A 19966-nucleotide genomic window follows, 5' to 3' on the forward strand; every position below is an offset into this window, starting at 1 on the left:
ATAACATGACAGGAAATTATAATTCCCAATCGTAAAATTTTGCACTTTCCCGGATAAATGGTATTCTAATGACATAAGTTCACCGGGAGGTGCGAAATCATGATTCAGGAGCATCTGCGCATTCATAAAATCCTTGACATGCAAAAATGGAAGCGGCTTCAAGAGTCGCTGGCGACCGTCACAAACCTGGCCATTCTGACCGTCGATTACAAGGGCAACCCCGTCACGAGCCACAGCGGATGCCGGCCCTTCTGCCAGCAGGTGCGCAAAGACCCGAATCTCCTGCGGTTCTGTCTGAAATGCGACTCCCGCGGGGGACTTGAGTCCGTACGCTCCAACTCGCCTTACGTTTATCTGTGCCACTTCAACATCATCGACATCGCCATCCCGATCTCGGTGGATGACAAATATATCGGCGCGGTGATGGCCGGTCAGGTGAGATTGTCCGATCCGGAAAACGCCCGCGAACTCGAGCAGATTCTGAGTCTGCAGGATTCCGAGCTGTACCGGATCAAACGCGCCGAACTCGGACATTTATACGACGAGCTTCCGGTCATGAGCTACGAGGAGGTCGTCAAAGTTTCCAATATGCTGTTCCTGCTGTGCAACTATATTGTGGAAGAGGCGCTGAACAAGAACCTGCTGATCGAAATGTTCGAAAAAGCGTACGGGCAAGGCGAAACTCTCAACATCTCCACCATTCTGCCCGGCTACTCGATCAAAAATATCGAATCAATCAAAAAAGAGATGACCAACGCCATCGCCGACGCCTATTTGAAAAATGCGGACTCCGAATCCTATGTTTGTGCGAACAAGGCGCTCCAGCCCGCTTTTGCCTACATTTACCGCAACAAAAGCGAGCAGGTCACGCTTAAGCAAATGGCGGAGCTATGCCACCTCAGTCCAAGTTATTTCAGCAGATTGTTCACCAAAGAGACAGGCGAGAATTTCACGACTTATCTGGCCAGATTGAAGATCAGTTGGGCCAAGCAACTGCTGGGGGTCACCGATATGCCCGTAGCCCAGATCAGCGATGAGCTGGGCTTTAATGAACCGGGGTATTTTATCAAAACGTTCAAGAAGTTCGAGGACATCACGCCGGCCCTATACCGAAAATATTACAAACCTCCGGTATAGAGCGGCGACGGGGTATAGCGATCATTTGCCGATAAATTCCTGCACCCAATACCCGTTGTAGTATCCGACGCCGATCAGTTTATAATTCGGGTTCAGTATGTTCGCTTTATGTCCCGGACTGTTCATCCAATCCCTTACGGCTTCCTTTGCCGATCGCTGGCCTTTGGCGATATTTTCTCCGGCATAAAGGAACGTGATATTGGACGCGTCCATCATGTCGAAGGGCGAGCCGTATTTCGGGGAAATATGATCGAAGTAATTGTTTTTGTACATATCGATCGCTTTGGTTTTGGCCATTTTGGTCAAATTGGTATGTATGATGAGCGGTTTCAGCCCCGCCGCGATTCGTTCTTTATTGACAAGCGCCACGACCTGGGACGCGTTTTCCGTTTGTATGCGGGCATAAGCCGCTGCCAATGATTGGTTGTTGGACGCAGCCGCATGAGCCGAGTTGCCGCCTCCGTGAACTGGCCCCAGCAACGTGGTCAGGAGGGAGATAAACAGCCCTGCCGTTACGATTTTTTTGCTCCGTTTGCCCATGACCTAAAACTCCTTCTCAGCCGGATGGGTGCCCGGCTTTTTTCTCTGTTCTTGTCACATTTTAACATATAGCCGGTCCTGATGCGCGTCCAAAACATGGAAAAATTGCTTTTTTGACGCCTATCCAATTAAACGATTGGTTGGGTAAATAGATATAAAGTTAGTTGTATGATTTACACTTTTGCCCGCCATCCGCTGAAGAGGTGTCTGGCTCAACCTTATAACCCTTGCTTGCCAGCCAAGTCGCAAACCGATCGTGGGCAAGAAACGCGGAAGGGCGTTGAAAGCTTGAGGATAGGGAAGTGGGGGGAGGGACGGCAGATCAACACTCACTGTCCGGAGACTTTGCACGATTATCCCGTTTGATCAGGTTACAGAGAGAAAGACAAGCTTGGGATAAAAAATATTTGGTGGGAAAGCAGATAGGTTCGAGATAATTTAGACGGGTTTAGAAGAAGGAATCAGGTTTAGGGGAGGTAAAACAGACCGGACAAGAGATCAAGACAGGAGATCAAGGACAAGACGCGAAGGAAACGAAAAGACCGTGATTTTGCTGTAGCCTGAACCCTTCCATCTGCAGCAACGCTTGAACTGTTCATGCTAATCCCTACCCATTAAGTTGATCCGCATCAAGTAACCCCCACCGTTCAAACATCACGATCAGGCCGCAGCCGCAAGGGGCTGGTTCGGTTGGCGTGCGATCAGCCGGCGGTAAGGGATCGCCGGAATCGCCACACACATGCGCAGTAACTTCTGCCGCATCGTTTCTTCCGCTCCGGGCAGTCCTCCGGGCAGGCGCAGCCGGCGGCGTCCGGTGTATTCGTTCAGGTACGCCTGCAGATGCTTCAGCCCCAAGGCTCCATACGTACTCTTCAGCGATTCCCACGCCTCTCTCACCACTCTCCGCAAGGGCGCATACAGCCGAAAGGCCTGAGGGAACAACTGTACCGCCGATGTACGGACATCCACATGCCCGTTGATGAACTCGGTTAGCTCTTGACGGTCTGCCCTTTTTTCACCTCCCCGCTTATGCGGCACCAGGCGGATTTTGACCTGCTCCGGCTCGCCCGACTCCGTGACCGTGCAGCCGGCTACGACCGCCGAGGCGTACGGATGCGAAAGCTGACACCGGGACGGATTACGCCCATACTGATCGCTGTTCACCTTCACGTCTCCGGAGAGCAGCTCCCGGGCATCGGACTCCCCCACGGCATGGCGTATTTTGTGCAGCATCGACCAGGCGGTCTTGTAGGTGACCCGGATCACCTTGCTCAGCCGCAGCGCCGAGATGCCGCCCTCCAGCAGGAATAAATCCAGGGCCTCGAACCACTTGAGCAAGGGCAGATGCGTTCCTTCAAAAATCGTACCGACCAAAGGCGATGTTTGATGCTTGCACTTTACGCACTCGAACAAGGGGATATGCCGGGAAGTCAGACGGCTGCACCGGGTGTGAGGGCAGCGCGGGCAGACGAAGCCGTTTGGCCACTTCATCGCGATTAGCGCCTCCATGCAGTCCTGCTCGCTGTTAAAACGGCTGCTGAATGGTTGAAGTTCCGTTCCCGCAATGACTTCCATATCCGCTCGCCCCCGAATCAAGAATACACGAACATAAGTTCCATTTATTTCATTATACCAAACACGCGTTCTCTTATCAAGCCGAAAATCTCACTTGAACCGCCTCATTTTTTCCCATCTTTTTTGTTTATTTCTCCTCTCTTTTTCGGAACCCTTGCTCTCTCCCCCCAACCCCTGTTCCATGAACGAAAGGGATAATCGTGCAAAGGCAGGCAGCAGGCGGGGACACCACGGCACAAACGTTTAAGACATTCCCCTTTAGACAGCCCCCTCACCTGGCGTCGATTTATGATACTGCTCAAAACGTCTACGGTGCAAAAGGTAGATCCGCTGACCCCGCCGGATCGTGACGCCTCTGCATCGTTGACGCTTCCTCCGGCAATGGATGCTGCTTTACCCAGCCACATCAAGGCGAGTCTGCCGATTTTTTGCTGCGAAAGTTGAGTTATAAGTCTATAATCTTCAAAAAAGGACGCCGCTGTGGCGTCCTCAGAGCGTAAAACTATTCAAACGTTACTTCCTGCTTGCGTACTTGCGCATATCGAACGCTACGGCGGCGACGATAATCGCGCCTTTGATGATTTGCTGCCAATAAGGGCCGACGCCGACGAAAGTCAAGCCGTAGTTGATGACGGTAAAAATGAGCACCCCGGCCATGATGCCCGGCACGGTGCCGATCCCGCCGGTAGTCGAAACGCCGCCGACGACGCAGGCCGCGATGGCGTCAAGCTCGTACATGTTCCCGTAGTTGTTCGTCGCGCCGCCGGTTCTCGCCGCTTCCAGCACTCCGGCAAGGCCGTACAGGGCGCCGGCGATCGAGTAGATCAGGATCAGGTTTCTGGCCACGTTGATCCCGGAAACCTTGGCCGCCTGCTCATTGCCGCCGATGGCGTACATGTTTTTGCCGAGCCGCGTTTTATTGAACAGAACCCACACGATAAAGCAGACCGCAATCGCGATCAGGACGATATAAGGAATGGAGGAATTCCCGTTTCCGAACAAGCTTCCCGAACCGATCGTCGTAAAATCGCCGCGCAAACCGCCGATCGGCTGCGACTGGTTCGGCTCCGTGTCGAAATACAGCGAGTTGATCCCGTAAATCGCGACCATGGTGCCGAGCGTGGCGATGAACGGCGGAACCTTGAATTTGGAAACGATGATGCCGTTAATAAGGCCAAAAACTAAACCTACCGCAATCGCGATCAAAACCGGAACGAACAGCGGAAGCTCCGGCAAGTTCGGGAAGAAACGCCGCGCATAATCAGCTTCTTGCAGCATGGAAGCCGACACGACCGCCGTCAAACCGACCATCCGCCCGGCGGACAGGTCCGTCCCCCCGGTTATGAGTATAAAGGCGACGCCGAGCGCGATGATCACCCTGGTCGAGGACTGAATCAAGATGTCGCGCAGGGTATTTAATCCGATAAAGCTGGGGTCATATACGGCAATGCCAATCAATAGTACGGCCAAAACGATATATATCGCGTTTTCGGTCACAAAACCTTGAATTTTTTTCGTATTCATGATTTTCTCCTCCTCCTTTAAGCCTTAATGCTGGGCCGCCAAACGCATAACTTCTTGTTCCGTGGCCTTGTATCCATCCAAAATCCCGGTCAGGCGGCCTTCGGACATAACCATGACACGGTCGGACATCCCCAGCAGTTCGGGCATCTCGGATGAAATCATGATGATGCTTTTGCCTTGCTGCGCCAAATCCGCAATAATGGTGTAAATTTCGTATTTCGCTCCGACGTCGATGCCGCGCGTAGGTTCGTCCAGCAGCAGAATATCCGGTTCGGTGAGCAGCCATCTGGCCAGCAGCACCTTTTGCTGATTTCCCCCGGAGAGGTTCATGATGAGCGTTTTGGACGACGGCGTTTTGGTCCGCAGCTTTTCAACCATCTGGTTAACCTCGGTTTTCTTCCTCCGTTCGTCCAGCAGGCCATAAGGCTTCACGTAACGTCTGAGGTTGGCGATCGCCCCGTTTTCGTGAACGGACAGCACCGGGAAAATCCCCGTCGTGCGGCGTTCCTCGGTCAGCAGGGCCAAACCGTGCTTTTTGGCTTCGCCGGCACTGCGGATTTTCACCTGCTTCCCGTTAATCGAAATCGTACCCGATTTGATCTCGCGAAGCCCAAACAACGCTTCGATCAGTTCGGTCCGCTGCGCCCCGACCAATCCGCCGATGCCGAGAATTTCCCCTTTGCGCAGTTCGAACGAAACGTCCTTGAACGACCTTGGATCGATCGACGTCAAATTTTCCACTTTCATAACGACGCCGTTCGGTACGTTGTGCCGATCCGGAAACCGCTGGGTCAAATCGCGGCCGACCATTTTGGAGATGATCAGGTCGGTGGTCATTTCCGCCGCCGGCCAGGTGCCGATCTTTTTCCCGTCGCGCATGATCGTCACATCGTCGGAGATCCGCAAAATTTCTTCCATTTTATGTGAAATGTAAATGATGGCGACGCCGCGACTCTTCAGGTCGTTAATGATGCGGAACAGATGCTCCACCTCGACGCTGGTCAAGGATGACGTCGGTTCGTCCATCACAATAATTTGCGAATTAAACGATACGGCCTTGGCAATCTCGATCGATTGCACTTTGGAAACCGACAGCTTGCCGACGATCGTATCGGGTTGCAAATCGATATCAAGCTGCTTAAACAGCTCTTCCGTGTCCTTGTACATCTTCTTGTGATCAATGAATTGAAAAGGACCCCATCCTATACGCGGAAAACGGCCAAGCCAAATATTTTCCATCACATTGCGGAAAGGCACCGGATGCAGCTCCTGATGAATCATCGAAACGCCGAGCTTCAAGGCATCGCTGGAATTGCCGATTTCCGCTTTTTGCCCCTTGATAAAAATCTCTCCGCCGTCCGGCTTGTAAATGCCGAACAGGCATTTCATAAGCGTCGATTTGCCCGCCCCGTTTTCGCCCATCAGCGCGTGTACGGTGCCGGGTCTCACCTGCAGCGTTACCCCGTCCAGCGCTTTAACGCCGGGAAATTCCTTGGAGATGCCCTTCATCTCCAGCATAAATTTCGGTTCAGCCATCCTTTATCGCCCCTTTCTATGGTCTAATAAACTTTAGAGGCCAGTTTCGTTTCCTCCGGCATCCTATCCCTGTAAAAAGAACCGGGAGGTTCGCACCGTGTGGCGCTAAAGCCTCCCATGAACCTTATGATGATGAGAAGCGCTGCCCAGCAGGCCGCCGCATAGCTTATTTGAAGTCGGCCGCGTTTTCCTTCGTCACTTTTTGGTACGGAATCCAGACGTATTGATTGTCGGTGATTTCAAATCCGACGGAGTCTTTGTTCACTTCCTCGCCTTTGGCCAGCAGGGAGGCAAGCGTTACGGCGGCTTTACCCTGGTTCTCGGCGTCGTTGAGCACCGTTCCCAGCATCGTGCCTTGTTCAAGCGCCTGAATCGCCGGAGCCGTGGCGTCTACGCCGACAACCGGCATGTACTTGTCGCCCGTGAAGTAGCCGGCCGCTTTCAAAGCTTCGATTGCGCCCAGCGCCATATCGTCGTTGTTGGCCAGCACGGCTTCGATTTTGTCGCCGTTTGCGGCAAGGAACGCGGCCATTTTTTCCTGGCCTTTTACGCGGTCCCACATCGCCGTGTCTTCAGCGACTTTCTCCACTTTGATACCGGCGTCTTCAATCGCCTGCACGGAAAACTGCGTGCGCAGCTCGGCGTCCTGGTGTCCAGGTTCGCCTTTCAGCATGACGTACTGCAGCACGCCGTCGCCGTTTTTGTCGGCTTCAGGATGCGATTTCCAGTAGTCCACGATGATTTGTCCGGACAGGGTGCCGGATTCTTCGGCTTTCGCGCCGACATAATACACTTTGTCCCATTTCTTCATATCTTCCGGCAGCGGCTCGCGGTTCAGGAACACCACCGGCGTATCCTTCGCTTTCGCCTTGTCGATAATGACGCCTGCCGCCGTCCGGTCCACCGGATTGACGATCAGCGCGTTCGTCTTTTTCGTTAGGAACAAATCGATCTTGTCGTTTTGCGTCGGCTGCGAGTTTTGGCTGTCTACGATATCCACCTTTGCGATGCCGTCCGCGTTTTTCTCGATCGCGTTGCGGACGCCGGTCATAAACGTATCGTCAAATTTGTAAATCGCCACGCCGACGTTCGGCGTTGAGCTTCCTCCTCCGTTGCCGCCGCCGCTCGCCGAGCTCCCGCCGTTGGAGCAGCCCGCCATCGTTGCGCCCAGCATGGCCGCAGCCAACATTACCGTAGTCATCTTTTTCATTCGTATCTGACCTCCTGCATCGTTTTGGATTTCTGTAAGTTCTCCCTTGGATACGTTTTCATTATGCAACGGTTTGTGTCGAATTCGAATCTAAAATTCTGAGATGTTCTATAAAAATTCTAATGAGGTTGATGTGGAAAACGAAAAACAGCAAGCCGTTCGGAAGGTTCCGAACGGCTTGCTGCCGATTGTTTCTGCTGCCAAGGGTTAACGCATCCCTTCTGCGGCATATCTTCCCTGCTCGGGGACCGCGAGCTCTTCAAAATGCTCGGCAAGACGCCTCAGCCCGGCGCGCAAGGCTTCCCCGCCAAGCGGCTGCCCATGCCCGGTCACCGCCGACTCCGGCGAGAGCGCCGCCAAGCGCTCCACCGAACGCCCGGCCGCCGGCCAGTCCGGCGTAAAATACATCGGCGGACCGTGCACCTCCACCGTTTGCGCGGCTACGGCCAACGCCGATTCCTGCTTGACGGTGATGAAGGCGTCGCCGGCGATCAGGAATCGGTCCTGCTCGCGGAACAACGCGATGTGCCCCGGACTGTGTCCGGGCGTGTGAATCCATTTCCATTCGGGCATTCCGGGCACTTGGCCATCATCCGGCAATGGATGAACCCGCTCGCCCAAATCGATCGCCCGGTTGGGGTATAACGGAGCTACGCCCGCCATCAGGCCGCCGCCGACGGTAGGGTCGCCCTCCGGGTAATCTTTTCCCCCCGTTAAATAGGGCAGCTCCGCGGGGTGGGCATATACGGGTACATTCCATTTTTGCGCGAGCTCTTTCACGCCCCCGACATGATCGAAATGGCCGTGCGTCAAAACGATGCATGCCGGCGGCCGGTGAAAGACGGACTCGGCTTCCTCCGATAACGCTCCCGTCAAAGGCCCGATTCCGGTATCCACCAGCACCCAATCCCCTTGCTTCGCATTCCCGACGAAACAGACGTTAACGATGAGCATGCGGACGCTCCATACATCTTCGGCCACCCGTACCGTATCCACCAATCCCGTGGCCAGCAAACTTCTTTCCATCGCGGATATCCTCCTAGGGCTAATAGTTACGCAGGTAAGGCGCGGTTACCCAGTAATATGCCCCGAGTCCGCCGTTTCCCCTCATTAATATAGAAAAGAAACGTCACTTGACGAAGGGAAACAGCAGCTTTTGATTTTCCGGCCACAGCATATTGTCCAGATCGATCAGCTTGGTGTCGGTCGGCAGTTTGTCTTCCAATTTCTCGCCGTGGGCCGCCTTCACCGCGGCGGTCACGGCCAAATAACCGTTGTTGAACGGATTTTGCACGACCATCGCCTGCACTTTTTCCTCCTGCAGCAGCTCCAGCATTTCCGGCGGATTGTCAAAGGCGATCATCTTTATATGACCGTTTCCCGATTCATCCACCGCTTTGCCCGCTCCGATCGAGGACTCCGCGCTTAGAGAGACGATGCCGTCCAGGCCGGGGAACCGTTTCAGCATATCCACCGTCAGGTTGTACGCCAGCGTTTCGTCCGAGCCGCAATACAAGGTATCAACGACCTTGACCCCGGGAAACCGGGCGACATAGTCGAGGAAGCCCTCCTCCCGCTGACCCGCGTTGCGGGCCCCTTTCACGAAATTGATGATCCCGATTTCACTGTCCGGACCGGTCAGCTCCACCAGGCGTTCCGCCGCCTTCTGGCCCGCTTCATAATTGTTGGTCCCGACGTACGTTTTCACTTTTGTGGACGCCACCTCCGAATCGATGGAGATGACCGGAATATTAAAATAAGATGTCCGGTCCGTCGCCTGTCCCAGCGCCTCATAGTCGGTGGCCGCCAGCACGATCGCGTCCGGCTTGCGCTTGATTGACTCCTCCATCAGCCGGATCTGGCCCTCCACGTCGTTTTCGTTATCCGGGGCAAGAAAATTCAGTTGGACATTATATTCTTTGGCTGCGACCTCCGCCCCCAGCTTCGTCGTCTTCCAATAATCGCCGCGGTCCATTTTGACGATCATATCGACAACGACCGGTTTCCCGTTATCCGGGGGCAAATTCCCGGACCCGGCGCACGAAGACAACAAAACGGCCAGCACAACCTCCAGCATTGCAAATACCGCTTTCGGCATAAGTCTGCTCATGATTCCACCCCGTCCTTTTGCGCATTCTCCGGCTTGACCGCCGGAATCGTAATCGTTGCCAACGTCCCTTCCTCCGGCTCGCTGTCGAACTTTAATCCGTAGCCTGGACCGTAATACAGCACAATCCGCTCCTGCACATTGCGTACGCCGACGCCCGAACCGGATTCGCTGCGCACCGCGCCTTTCATCAGCTTTTCCACCGTTTCCGGCGGCATGCCGACGCCGTTGTCGCGGATGCGGAATACCAGATGTTCCCCCTCCAAACGGGCCTCCACGCCGATAAAACCCGCTTCCGCCGATTTCTCGATGCCATGATGGATCGCATTTTCCACCAGAGGCTGCAGGATCAGCTTTAACGTCCGGCATTCGAGCGCCGCTTCATCGGCCACGATCTCGTACCTGAACTTGTTCTTGAAACGGATCGTCTGGATGATCAGGTAGTGCCGCACATGCTCCAGCTCTTCCTGGACGGAAATGACATGGCTGCCTTGGCTTAAACTGATGCGAAAAAAACGCGACAGCGAGGTAATCGTCGTCACGACTTCCTCGTTCCTTCCCAGCTCCGCCAGGCGCGTTGCCGAATTCAGCGTATTATAGAGGAAATGCGGATTGATTTGCGACTGCAGCACGTCAAGCTCGCTTTTCCGCTTCGCTTCCTGCTCCTGGATGATCTGGTCCATCAGCTCGCGGATCCGCCGCAGCATCAGGTTGAATCTCTTGGACAACTGCTCCACTTCATAAGCCCCGCTCACGTGGACAATCGTGCCGAAATCGCCGCGTTCAACCATCTGCACCGATCTTTCCAGCCTGCGGATCGGCTGTGAAATGCGGGCGGATACGTAGATGTTGATGGCGAGTATGATGATGATCACCGCGGGCAGGAACCAAGTCAAAAAGACGCCAAGCTCCCGCTTCGTCGTCAAAAACTCGTCCGCGTAAGCCACGCCGACGATTTTCCAGCCGGCCGGCTTCACCGTTTGAATCGTAATGATGCGCTGCTCCCCGTCGGATTCGTCGAAATACCGGCCGTAGGCGTAGTTAAGCACCGGCTCCAAATTCTCGTATTTCAATCCGGCATAGATGAGCTGCTGCTGAGGATGGTATACGATATTCCCGACCGCGTCGATAATGTAAGCGTAGCCTTTTTTGCCGAGGCTGACGCGCTGGCTGAGCTGGTCGATGGTGCGGAAATTGATGTCGATGACCAGCACGCCCTGTTTCAGCGAATTCCGGTCCCAGTATTGGACCGTTTTGCTCATCGACACGACCCAACGGTACTCCCATTTAAACAAATTTTGAATATGGGGCGGCGTAAACTGCAGCTTGCCCGGGTTCTCCATCGCGGATTCGAACCACAGCTGCTCCTGAAGCCTCGTATTTTGACGCATCGGAATTTCCGGGACATTGCGCACCAGCTTGCCTTCTTCGGTAAACAGCGCGATCGACACCAGATCCTCCCGCGTATTCAGCACCGTACCGAGCTCGTTCCCGAGCCGCTCGTCCGAAGCAGCTTCGGGCGTTGAAGCGATTTTGTGCTCCGTAAGTTCGAATACATCCTGCATCCCGCTCACGTAGAGCTCCAAATTGGAGTTCACCTGCTCGACGATTTCCTCCAGGCTAAGCTCCACATTCTTTTCGGCGGCGCGGGTAAAACGGTTGTACAGCAAAGTGCTGACCAGCACGACCGTAAGCACCGTAACGATGATGGAGGAAAAGGAGATAAGCGTCTGAATATTCCGGATATGAAAACCCCGAAGCAGCTGTTTGGCCGATTTCCACAGCCTCATGGATTTCTCGCCCCGCCGCGGTATTCTTTGGGGGAGATGCCGAATTTTTTACGGAAGCAAAAGCTGAAATAGTTCGGATCGGAAAAACCGACCCGCTCGGCGATTTCAAACGCCTTCAAATCGGTGGCGGCGAGCAAACGCTGGGCGGCTTCCATCCGCACCCCCAGCAAATAGCTTACAAAGGTCGTTTTCGTTTCCTTTTTGAAAATATTGCTGAAATAACCGGCGCTGATATGCAAATGCCGGCATACTTTGGCGATCGAGAGATCGTGGTCCCCGTAATTGGCCAAAATGTATTCCTTTGCTTCCTCAACCAGCTTGTTATAGCTGGATTGACGGTCCGAAGCGATCGAATGCTTCAGCTTCATGCAAATGTCCAAAAACCAGGCTTTCGCCTCGTCCGCGTGGGCAAATTTGGCAAATGTTCCGAGAAAACCGGGCCCCTCGCCAAACAGCTTGTCCAAATCCGCATGGCTGTCCTTGGCCACTTTGATGACCGCAGTCAACATTTCCAGCAGGTAAACCTGGAAGTCCTGATAGGATACTTTGTTGTCGGCCAATACGCCAAACATGTCCTCAAGGAGCCGCTCCAGCTCCTGATCGCTTCCCACTTTCAGGCAGCGCACCAGTTCCTTCTCTTTCAGTTCATCGACCGCCAGCGGCACGTACTCCCGGGACTCCACAACCTCGATCCAGATCACCTTGTTCCCGCCCAGGATCACCCGGTAATCAAGCGCCTTCAGCGCTTCCTCATAGGAGGTTACGGCATCGTTCAGACGGGCGGCCGCCCGGCCGGCTCCGATCGTGACCGTCAGCTTCAGAAACCGCTCCACACTGAAGCGGATTTCCTCCAGCAGCTGCAGCGTCCGGGCGGCCAGATCCTCGCTGCCCTCATGGCGCCGGATGCTCAGCAGCACCACCTCGTCATGGTGGATAAACGCTTTATCCGCCGGATGCCCTTTTACGATTTCATCGGCGATATTATAGACGGCGAACAACCGCAGTTGGGTATCGTTCGTATCTTTTAAAGATATCGAACCGCTTGCCATGCGGGTTTTATCCCCGCCTCCGTTGCCTGCCGCTTCCTTCCTGCCCGGCGCGGCATCGATGCGAAGAACCGAAACCATGTATTCGCTGCCGTTTAAATCAAGCCCGTAATGCTGGCTTTTTTCCTGGATCTCCGTTTCCCTTAGCCGCCTGGATACGAGCGAGGACAGGAACAGACTTTGGAGCACGGGGAGGTTTTTGCGGTAATGCTCGGTCAGCAGCTGCACGTTTTCCTTTTCGGCGAGCTCCGCGTCGATCTGCTCCTTCACCTTGCGCAAAATATCCGCCAGCTCCGCCGCCGAAAACGGTTTCAAAATATACTCGTCGATGCCGAGCCGGATCGCTTTTTGCGCATATTCGAATTCCTCGTAACCGGTCAGGATAATGATCTTCGTCGCCGGATAATGGCCGCGGATCCACTCGGCTAACTGCAGGCCGTTCATAAACGGCATTTGAATATCGGTAACGACTACATCAGGCACATGCTTCTCGACCATTTCCGCGGCTTCCTTGCCGTTTTCGGCCGTGTCCGCCACCGCAAACCCGACGCTTTCCCAGTCGATCAACTGCAGCAGCCCTTCCCGCACATCCTCTTCGTCATCGGCCAAAATCAACTTGTACATCGGTGGACCATCCTCTTTCATTCTCTTTCATTCTCTTTCATCCTCTTCTTTATCCCTGGAATTCCCCCCGATTTTATCGTATCGCCCGCAAAAAGTAAATGACGCTCCGGTAAACGCGGAAGGACGAGAAGCAAGACCTTAGTCTAGTTTTATTTCCGCCTCCGGTCTGTTTTTGTATTCCCGCAAACGAAGTACCATGATAATATCAAATGGAACTGCAATCAATTCAAATGTTGGTGGTTAAACAATGTCGAATGAAACGCAAATCTACATCTTATTAAGCAATCCGAAAACCTGGGTCGCCAAGATGATCGGCCTTTATACGAGAGCCCCGTTCAATCATGCTTCCATCGCTTTTGACCCCGAGCTCCGCGAAGTTTACAGCTTCGGGCGAAAGCACCCGCTCATTCCGATTTACGGCGGGTTCGTCAAGGAAGACATTCACGGCGGCGTATTCGCAAAAGCAACCTGCGCCTTGTACAGCTGCAAAGTCAGCAAGGAAACCTATATGCACATGCGAAACTACGTGAAAAAATTCGAAGAAAACGGCGAACAGTATAACTATAATTTTCTCGGCCTTTTGGGCGTCATTCTCAACATGGAGCTAGGCGGGGAAAAATCCTATTTTTGCTCCCAGTTCGTCAGCGCCGTGTTTCAGGAAGCCGGCGTCAAGCTGCTCGACAAGTCCGCCGGGTTAACGACCCCGTCCGATCTGTCGACCTGCTCCTTCCTGAAGCTGGTGTTCCGCGGAAACCTGGAAACGTACCGCGAGCTGTACTGCTATTCCCGCAGAGCCGCGGCTTCGCTGGAGCAGCATCAATTGTATGCCGCGAATTAATTCTGGCAAGCAAGCGAGCGCATAAGGGAAAAAAATGGCGTTATTTCGGCCGTTTCCCCCATTTCGAGTGAAATAGGGGAAACTTATGTCGCTATTTTTTCAAATCGCAGGGGGATGCCCGCTTTTGGCATCATTCATCGGAAAATAAGGACATAAAATTCCGCTAATGGGGATGAACATGTTCAACTCTGGAAAATAAGACCTTAAAGTTCCGCTATTTTTATAACTTTAATAGCAAAGGGCTGCACTCCCTCCGGCAGCCGGTCACCGGCCGCATATGCTCTGGGGAACGCAGTCCTTTGTTGATTTGCGGCACTTGGCACCGTACGCAAGCTTTACGGCGAAACGGCCGTTTTTGCTTTCCTCGCCGGGAAACGCCGGGAAACGCCGGGAAACGCTTGCCGCCTGAAAGCTTGCTGTGCAGCCATACAGAATCGTCCGCATTTTAGGCCAGGTAAGCCTCCTTAACCTGCTCATTGGATAGCAGCCGCCCGGCTTCATCCTCCAGCAAAATTTCCCCGGTCTGCATCACGTAGCCGCGATGGGCGATCTGCAGCGCCTGAAAAGCGTTTTGCTCCACCAGCAGCACGGTCATGCCTTCCCGGTTCAGCTCCTGGATGATTTCGAAAATCTGCTCCACAATGATCGGGGCCAGCCCCATCGACGGCTCATCAAGCAGCAGGATTTTCGGCTCCATCATCAGCGCCCTGCCGATCGCAAGCATTTGCTGTTCCCCGCCGCTCATCGTTCCGCCCATTTGCCCAAGCCGTTCCTTCAGCCGCGGAAAATAAGCAAACACCCGCTCCATCCGTTGCTTGACCGCCTTTTTATCGCCTACCGAAAAAGCCCCCAGTTCCAAATTTTCCTTCACCGTCAGACGCGGGAAAATGTGCCGCCCCTCCGGCACGTGCGCGATCCCTTTCAGGGCCGCCCGGTGCGGCGGCAGCGAAGACATCTCGCTCCCGGCAAAGCGGATTTCACCGACGGTATTCACCTGCCCGCAGATCGCCTTCAGCGTCGTCGATTTACCGGCCCCGTTCGAGCCGATCAGCGAGACGATTTCCCCTTCCTCCACCTTAAGAGAGATGCCCTTCAACGCCTCGATGGCGCCGTAATAAGCGCGGACTTCGCCCAGCTCCAAGAGACTCATGAAATCACCTCAAGCCTACGCGCTTCCGGAGCAACCGCGCTTTTTCCCAAATACGCTTCAATCACTTTCGGATGGCTGCGGATCGCCTCGGGGCCGCCTTCGGCAATCTTCATCCCGTAGTCCAGCACCAAAATATGCTCGGACAACTCCATCACCAGCTTCATATCGTGTTCGATCAAAATAATCGTCATCCCGGTATTCTCCTGGATCTGCCGGATCAGCCCGATCAGCTCCGCCGTTTCCCGCGGGTTCATGCCCGCCGCCGGTTCGTCCAGCAGCAGCACCTTCGGCTTTGCCGCCAGCGCCCGGGCGATTTCCAGCCGTCTTTGCGCCCCGTAAGGCAAGCTTCCCGCCTGCTCGTTCAGCAGCTCCGCCAGGCCGACAAATTCCAGCAGCCGGTAAGCCTCAAGCTGAGCCTGCTCCTCTTCCTGACGGAATTTCGGCAAGGAAAGCAAAGTCCCGAGCAACCCCGCTTTCAAATGAATATGCCTGCCGACCATCACGTTTTCGAGTACGGTCATGCTGCCGAACAGGCGGATATTTTGAAACGTCCGGGCGATTCCTTGGCTCGCCACTTGATGCGGTTTGACGCCCACGATCGATTTCCCTTCCAATTCAATCACGCCTTCGTCCGGCGCATAGATGCCCGTAATCATATTGAAAAAAGTCGTTTTTCCGGCCCCGTTCGGCCCGATTACGGCGGATATTTTGCCGCGGGGGAACGAAAAATCGACGCCGTCCACCGCCGTCAGTCCGCCGAAGCGTTTCACGAGACCCTTCACCTTCAAAACGGTCATTTGCCGACACCTCCGCTCTGTTGTTTGCCCTGCTGCCGGAACGAAAGCACAGGAGAAGAACGCTGGCCCCTAAGCCGCTCGCCGTCCACCTTGCGATTTTTGGCCGAAATCAAGCCGTTAGGCCTGAATATCGCGATAAGCACAAGGATGGCGCCGAATATGAGCCGCTGCATTTTGGACGGGGAAATCGAGCTGGGGATGTTGAGCACCCCTTGCAGCGTTAGCTGGTTCAGCCAATTGGTCAGCTCTGTCAGCACCTGCAAATTGAGGATCGTTACCAGCGCCGCGCCGAGGATAACCCCCGGCACGCTGCCCATGCCGCCCAGCAGCACCATCACCAAAATCGTGATCGATTCCAGCAGCGTAAAGCTGGTCGGATCGATGAACGTTTGCTTGGCGGCGAACACAACGCCCATCATCCCGGAAAACGAGGCGCCGATGGCAAAGGCGGTCAGCTTGGTCCGGATCAGCGGCACGCCCATCGACTGGGCGGCGATTTCGTTCTCCCGGATCGCCTTCCAAGCCCGTCCGAGCCGGGAATGCTCCAGTCTTTTTACGCTGAAGATGACGAGCGCCAAAATGAACACCACGATAAAATAATACTGGTTCGGAAACGTAAACTTGTAGCCGAACAAGCTGGGCGCCTGAATCGAAGACAACCCCATCGCCCCGTTCGTAATGTTCACCGGCCTATCCAAATTGTTGAAAATGATCCGGATGATTTCGCCGAAGCCCAGCGTGACGATCGCCAAGTAATCGCCTTTGACGCGCAGCACCGGGAGGCCGAGCAGCAAGCCGAACAACGCGGCCATAAACCCGCCGATTGCGATGAAGATCCAGAAAGCTCCGCCGGACAGCGGAAACAGCCCCCCGCCAATAAATTCATTCGCCTGCGGCGTCGCAAAAATCGCGTAAGTGTAAGCCCCGACGGCGAAAAAGGCGACAAACCCCAGATCGAGCAGGCCGGCGAATCCGACCACGATATTCAGACCAAGCGCCATCGCGATGTAAATGCCGCATTGCGTCGCTACCTCCATGTAGGACTGGTGCGAAGGCCCGCCCGAAGTGGCGAACGGAATGACCAGCAGCACCAAAACCGCTCCAATCGCCCATTTGATGGAGACCGGAAACGTAGTGTAATAAAGCAGCAGCAAGGAACCCAGGAGCAGCAAAAACGCAACCACGGATTTATCCGAAAAATAGACGCTCGCGGCCGTAACGATCACGAACAACGAAAAAAGCGCGGCTTGCGCGGCTTTGCTGCGTCCCAGCCATACACTCAGTCGGTTCACGAAGCTTCACCTACACTTTCTCTTTGAGGGCTCTGCCGAACAGCCCCTCCGGCTTGAATATCAACACCGCGATCAAAATCAGAAAAGCGACGACATCCTTGTATTCCCCGCCCAGCGTTCCGCCGGTAATCACCGACAGGTTGGCCGAGGAGAACATTTCCAGCACGCCGATAAACAAACCGCCGAACATCGCGCCCCGGATATTTCCGATTCCGCCCAGCACCGCCGCGGTGAACGCCTTCATGCCCAAAATAAAACCGATATACGGGTCGATCGTTCCGTATTGCTGCGCGAACAGCACGCCGGTGCCGCCGCCCAGCGCGGAGCCGATAAAAAACGTCAAGGCGATCACCTTGTTGACATTGATCGACATCAGCGCCGCCGTCTCCCGGTCCTGGGCCACGGCGCGCATCGCTTTGCCCCACTTGGTCCGGTTGACGAACAGATCGAGCCCGATCATCAAAACGACGGCGACGGCCACGACGATGATCGTGTTCGTTTTCAGAAAAGCGTCGTTAAACCCGCCCCACAGCGACGATGCCCCTAGCTTGAGGTTATCGCCGTAAAGCGAGATGCCGGTAACGACGAAATTTCCGGTGCGCACATCGGCGATAAACCGCACGATATCCTGAAGCAGAAAGGAGACGCCGATCGCGGAGATCAGGGAGATCAATTTGGGAGCATTGCGGAGCGGCCGGTAGGCCACCCGCTCGATCCCGATTCCCATCACCCCCGTAAACACCATCGCCGCCGCGAGGATCAGAAAATAAGCCAATCCGCCCGGCAGAGCGCCGAGCCAGCCGGCGGAGCTCATCCCAAGCAGCGCCGCCGTTCCTACAAAAGCGCCGGTCATAAATATTTCGCCATGGGCAAAATTAATGAATTCAAGAATGCCGTAAACCATCGTATACCCGATCGCCACCACGGCGTAAACCGCGCCCAAAGTAAGGCCGTCCACCAATACCTGGGGAAGAGTTTGCAGGATCGTATCCATTATGGCCTAACCCCTTTTTTAGAAGTGTGTACGAGCTTATTTGGGCTGTTCAATTTCCGAAACCATCGCGCCCGGGTAAGCTTGGTTTTCAAACTTGTAGATAAACACCTTCGCGTATTTGTTGTCCCCTATATCGTCAAAGCTGACTTTCGTGGCCACCCCATCGAAATCGGTGGTCGCCCGCACGGCGTCGCGCACCTGTTCACGCGCCGGCAGCTTGCCGCCGTTATCTTCAATCGCCTTTTTCACCCCGTTCAAAATAACGTTCATCGCGTCGTAGGAATATGCCGAATAGTTTTCGACCGATTTGCCGAATTTCTCCTTATATTTATCCGCCCATGCCTGATTTGATTTGGTGATGTCGGTCGATACGGAGCTGTAGGCCACCTCCGTCAATTTATCCCCGGCGATGTCGACCATCCCCGAGGAATCGAGCGCGTCCCCGCCCATGATCGGAACGGCAATACCCTTCTCCCGCGCCTGCTTCACAATAAGCCCGGCTTCCGCATACATCCCGCCGAAGAAGATGAAGTCCGGCTTTTTGCTGAGCACCTGGTTCAGAACGCCGTTGAAGTCTTTTTCGCCGACCGTGATTCCTTCGTAACCCGCGATCGTGGCCCCAAGCTCCTCGGCCGCGGTTTTGAAGGCGTCTGCCAGCCCCTGGCCGTAAGCCGTTTTGTCCTGGATGACAAAGATGTTTTTGGCCCCTACCGTTTTGACGGCATATTCGGCGCCGGCCGGCCCTTGGAAATCGTCGCGGGCGACGACCCGGTTCGCCACCTTCAGCTTGCGGTCGGTAAATTCCGTCGCCGTGCTGGCCGGAGATACCATCGGAATGCTGTATTTCTCATAAACGACCGAGCTCGGAATGGATACGCCGGAGTTCAAGTGCCCCAGCACCGCCATAACCGCCTGATCGGCGCCGATCAGTTCGGCGTTGGCCACGCCTTTTTTCTGATCGCCTTGATCGTCGTATGGAACATACTGCAGGTCGAAGCCGAGTTCCTTGAATTCCGCTTGCCGTTCCTCCAGCGCCATTTGGCCCCCGAGCTTAATCGATTCCCCCTGGATCGCCGATCCGCCGGATAAAGGCGATTGGGAAGCGATCTTGATGACGGTCAAAGCGCCGCCGGACGAACCTCCGGCCGCCCCGCTTCCCTTGCCGCCTTCGGTTCCGTTGCCGCCGCCGCTCGCGTTTCCTCCCCCGTTGGAACCGCACGCCGAAAGCAAACCAATGATGAGAAAAGAAACCAAGAAAAACGCTAAAGCTTTTTTTACCTTCATCCTTTAACCCTCCCAGAAATTGTATGCGTGCAGGCAACCGGCTTTAAAACCGCTTCGGTGGCCTACACAATGGTTTGCGTTTCTCACTGACCGCCTTTTATTATGTCATGTTAATGTAAGTTATTTTTACGCAAATCAGTATAAAAACCTCTACAACTCCATATTTACACGAGAAAGGCGATTTTTGTCAACTGTTTATTTCATATATGTAAGTTATTTGAACAATATATGATATATATTATAACTTTTAAAAAACGGGTGCGATTTAAGTAGAAGCAGATTGAGAGGCATGGGGGTGGGGAAAAAGCATGCGGACTGTGTCGTAAAGTTAGTTGAGCACCAGCATACTACGAGAGGTGCCGATTTCTCCGAAATGCAAAAGTGACTCAAAACCTAATAATCAGCGCTTGACAGTCAAGCCGGCCGGCAACCGATCGTGGCAAGAAGTGCCGGAAAGGCGTTGAAAGCGTGAAGACAGGGAAGGCCGGCGGGTTGGTCGGCAGATCAACATCCGCTATCCGG

Annotated in this window: 16 protein-coding genes; 2 read left to right on the forward strand and 14 right to left on the reverse strand. The window is 54.5% G+C overall.

All coding sequences use genetic code 11. From position 1 onward, the window contains the following. Window positions 1-99: 99 nt before the first annotated feature. Window positions 100-1137 carry a PocR ligand-binding domain-containing protein gene (locus DYE26_RS08895; protein ID WP_036623726.1) on the forward strand — a complete coding sequence of 346 codons (1038 nt, stop codon included), beginning with the start codon at window positions 100-102 and terminating at the stop codon, window positions 1135-1137. Window positions 1138-1158: 21 nt separating this feature from the next. Here the strand turns inward: DYE26_RS08895 and DYE26_RS08900 are convergent, their stop codons facing one another. The 9 genes from DYE26_RS08900 to DYE26_RS08940 form a co-directional block, all read right to left on the reverse strand. Beyond that, window positions 1159-1677, reverse strand: a complete 519-nt coding sequence (locus DYE26_RS08900) for a CAP domain-containing protein (RefSeq protein ID WP_036623727.1) — start codon at window positions 1675-1677, stop codon at window positions 1159-1161. Window positions 1678-2337: 660 nt separating this feature from the next. After that, a complete protein-coding gene (locus tag DYE26_RS08905) occupies window positions 2338-3252 on the reverse strand; it encodes a transposase (RefSeq protein WP_115311198.1) in 915 nt (304 codons plus the stop codon). Window positions 3253-3765: 513 nt separating this feature from the next. Continuing rightward, complete coding sequence (mglC, locus tag DYE26_RS08910) at window positions 3766-4776, reverse strand: galactose/methyl galactoside ABC transporter permease MglC (RefSeq protein WP_036623729.1); 1011 nt, start codon at window positions 4774-4776, stop codon at window positions 3766-3768. A gap of 24 nt (window positions 4777-4800) precedes the next feature. Next, the gene (locus DYE26_RS08915) at window positions 4801-6312 is read right to left on the reverse strand and encodes a sugar ABC transporter ATP-binding protein (protein WP_036623730.1); all 1512 of its coding nucleotides are present in this window, start codon (window positions 6310-6312) and stop codon (window positions 4801-4803) included. Window positions 6313-6478: 166 nt separating this feature from the next. Then, entirely contained in the window at window positions 6479-7522 is a 1044-nt protein-coding gene (locus DYE26_RS08920; RefSeq protein WP_036623731.1) for a galactose ABC transporter substrate-binding protein, read from the reverse strand. Window positions 7523-7729: 207 nt separating this feature from the next. Further along, complete coding sequence (locus DYE26_RS08925) at window positions 7730-8548, reverse strand: MBL fold metallo-hydrolase (RefSeq protein WP_051985499.1); 819 nt, start codon at window positions 8546-8548, stop codon at window positions 7730-7732. Between the two features lie 103 nt (window positions 8549-8651). Further along, window positions 8652-9632, reverse strand: a complete 981-nt coding sequence (locus DYE26_RS08930) for a substrate-binding domain-containing protein (RefSeq protein WP_036623732.1) — start codon at window positions 9630-9632, stop codon at window positions 8652-8654. Next, window positions 9629-11419, reverse strand: a complete 1791-nt coding sequence (locus DYE26_RS08935) for a sensor histidine kinase (protein WP_036623733.1) — start codon at window positions 11417-11419, stop codon at window positions 9629-9631. The genes DYE26_RS08930 and DYE26_RS08935 overlap by 4 nt, the downstream gene beginning before the upstream one ends. Next, window positions 11416-13089, reverse strand: a complete 1674-nt coding sequence (locus tag DYE26_RS08940) for a response regulator (RefSeq protein ID WP_036623734.1) — start codon at window positions 13087-13089, stop codon at window positions 11416-11418. The genes DYE26_RS08935 and DYE26_RS08940 overlap by 4 nt, the downstream gene beginning before the upstream one ends. Before the next feature lie 247 nt (window positions 13090-13336). Here DYE26_RS08940 and DYE26_RS08945 point away from each other — a divergent pair, with 247 nt between their 5' ends. Beyond that, entirely contained in the window at window positions 13337-13927 is a 591-nt protein-coding gene (locus DYE26_RS08945) for a C40 family peptidase (RefSeq protein ID WP_036623735.1), read from the forward strand. A 445-nt stretch (window positions 13928-14372) separates the two neighbouring features. On the opposite strand, the gene DYE26_RS08955 is transcribed toward DYE26_RS08945, so the two are convergent. Genes DYE26_RS08955 through DYE26_RS08975 form a run of 5 tightly spaced genes read right to left on the reverse strand, consistent with a single transcriptional unit; the run spans window position 14373 to window position 19444 of the window. Then, window positions 14373-15077, reverse strand: a complete 705-nt coding sequence (locus DYE26_RS08955) for an ABC transporter ATP-binding protein (RefSeq protein WP_036623737.1) — start codon at window positions 15075-15077, stop codon at window positions 14373-14375. After that, window positions 15074-15874: an ABC transporter ATP-binding protein gene (locus DYE26_RS08960; RefSeq protein WP_036623738.1), complete on the reverse strand. Its 801-nt coding sequence runs from the start codon at window positions 15872-15874 to the stop codon at window positions 15074-15076. Before DYE26_RS08960 ends, DYE26_RS08955 begins: the two co-directional genes overlap by 4 nt. Next, the gene (locus DYE26_RS08965; protein ID WP_036628310.1) at window positions 15871-17157 is read right to left on the reverse strand and encodes a branched-chain amino acid ABC transporter permease; all 1287 of its coding nucleotides are present in this window, start codon (window positions 17155-17157) and stop codon (window positions 15871-15873) included. The genes DYE26_RS08960 and DYE26_RS08965 overlap by 4 nt, the downstream gene beginning before the upstream one ends. 19 nt (window positions 17158-17176) lie before the next feature. Next, window positions 17177-18160, reverse strand: coding sequence for a branched-chain amino acid ABC transporter permease (locus DYE26_RS08970; protein ID WP_036623739.1), 984 nt, complete (start codon window positions 18158-18160; stop codon window positions 17177-17179). 36 nt (window positions 18161-18196) lie between these two features. After that, window positions 18197-19444 carry a branched-chain amino acid ABC transporter substrate-binding protein gene (locus DYE26_RS08975; protein WP_036623740.1) on the reverse strand — a complete coding sequence of 416 codons (1248 nt, stop codon included), beginning with the start codon at window positions 19442-19444 and terminating at the stop codon, window positions 18197-18199. Window positions 19445-19966: the final 522 nt, after the last annotated feature.

Origin of the sequence: Paenibacillus macerans, assembly GCF_900454495.1 — a bacterium.
GTDB lineage: Bacteria > Bacillota > Bacilli > Paenibacillales > Paenibacillaceae > Fontibacillus > Fontibacillus macerans.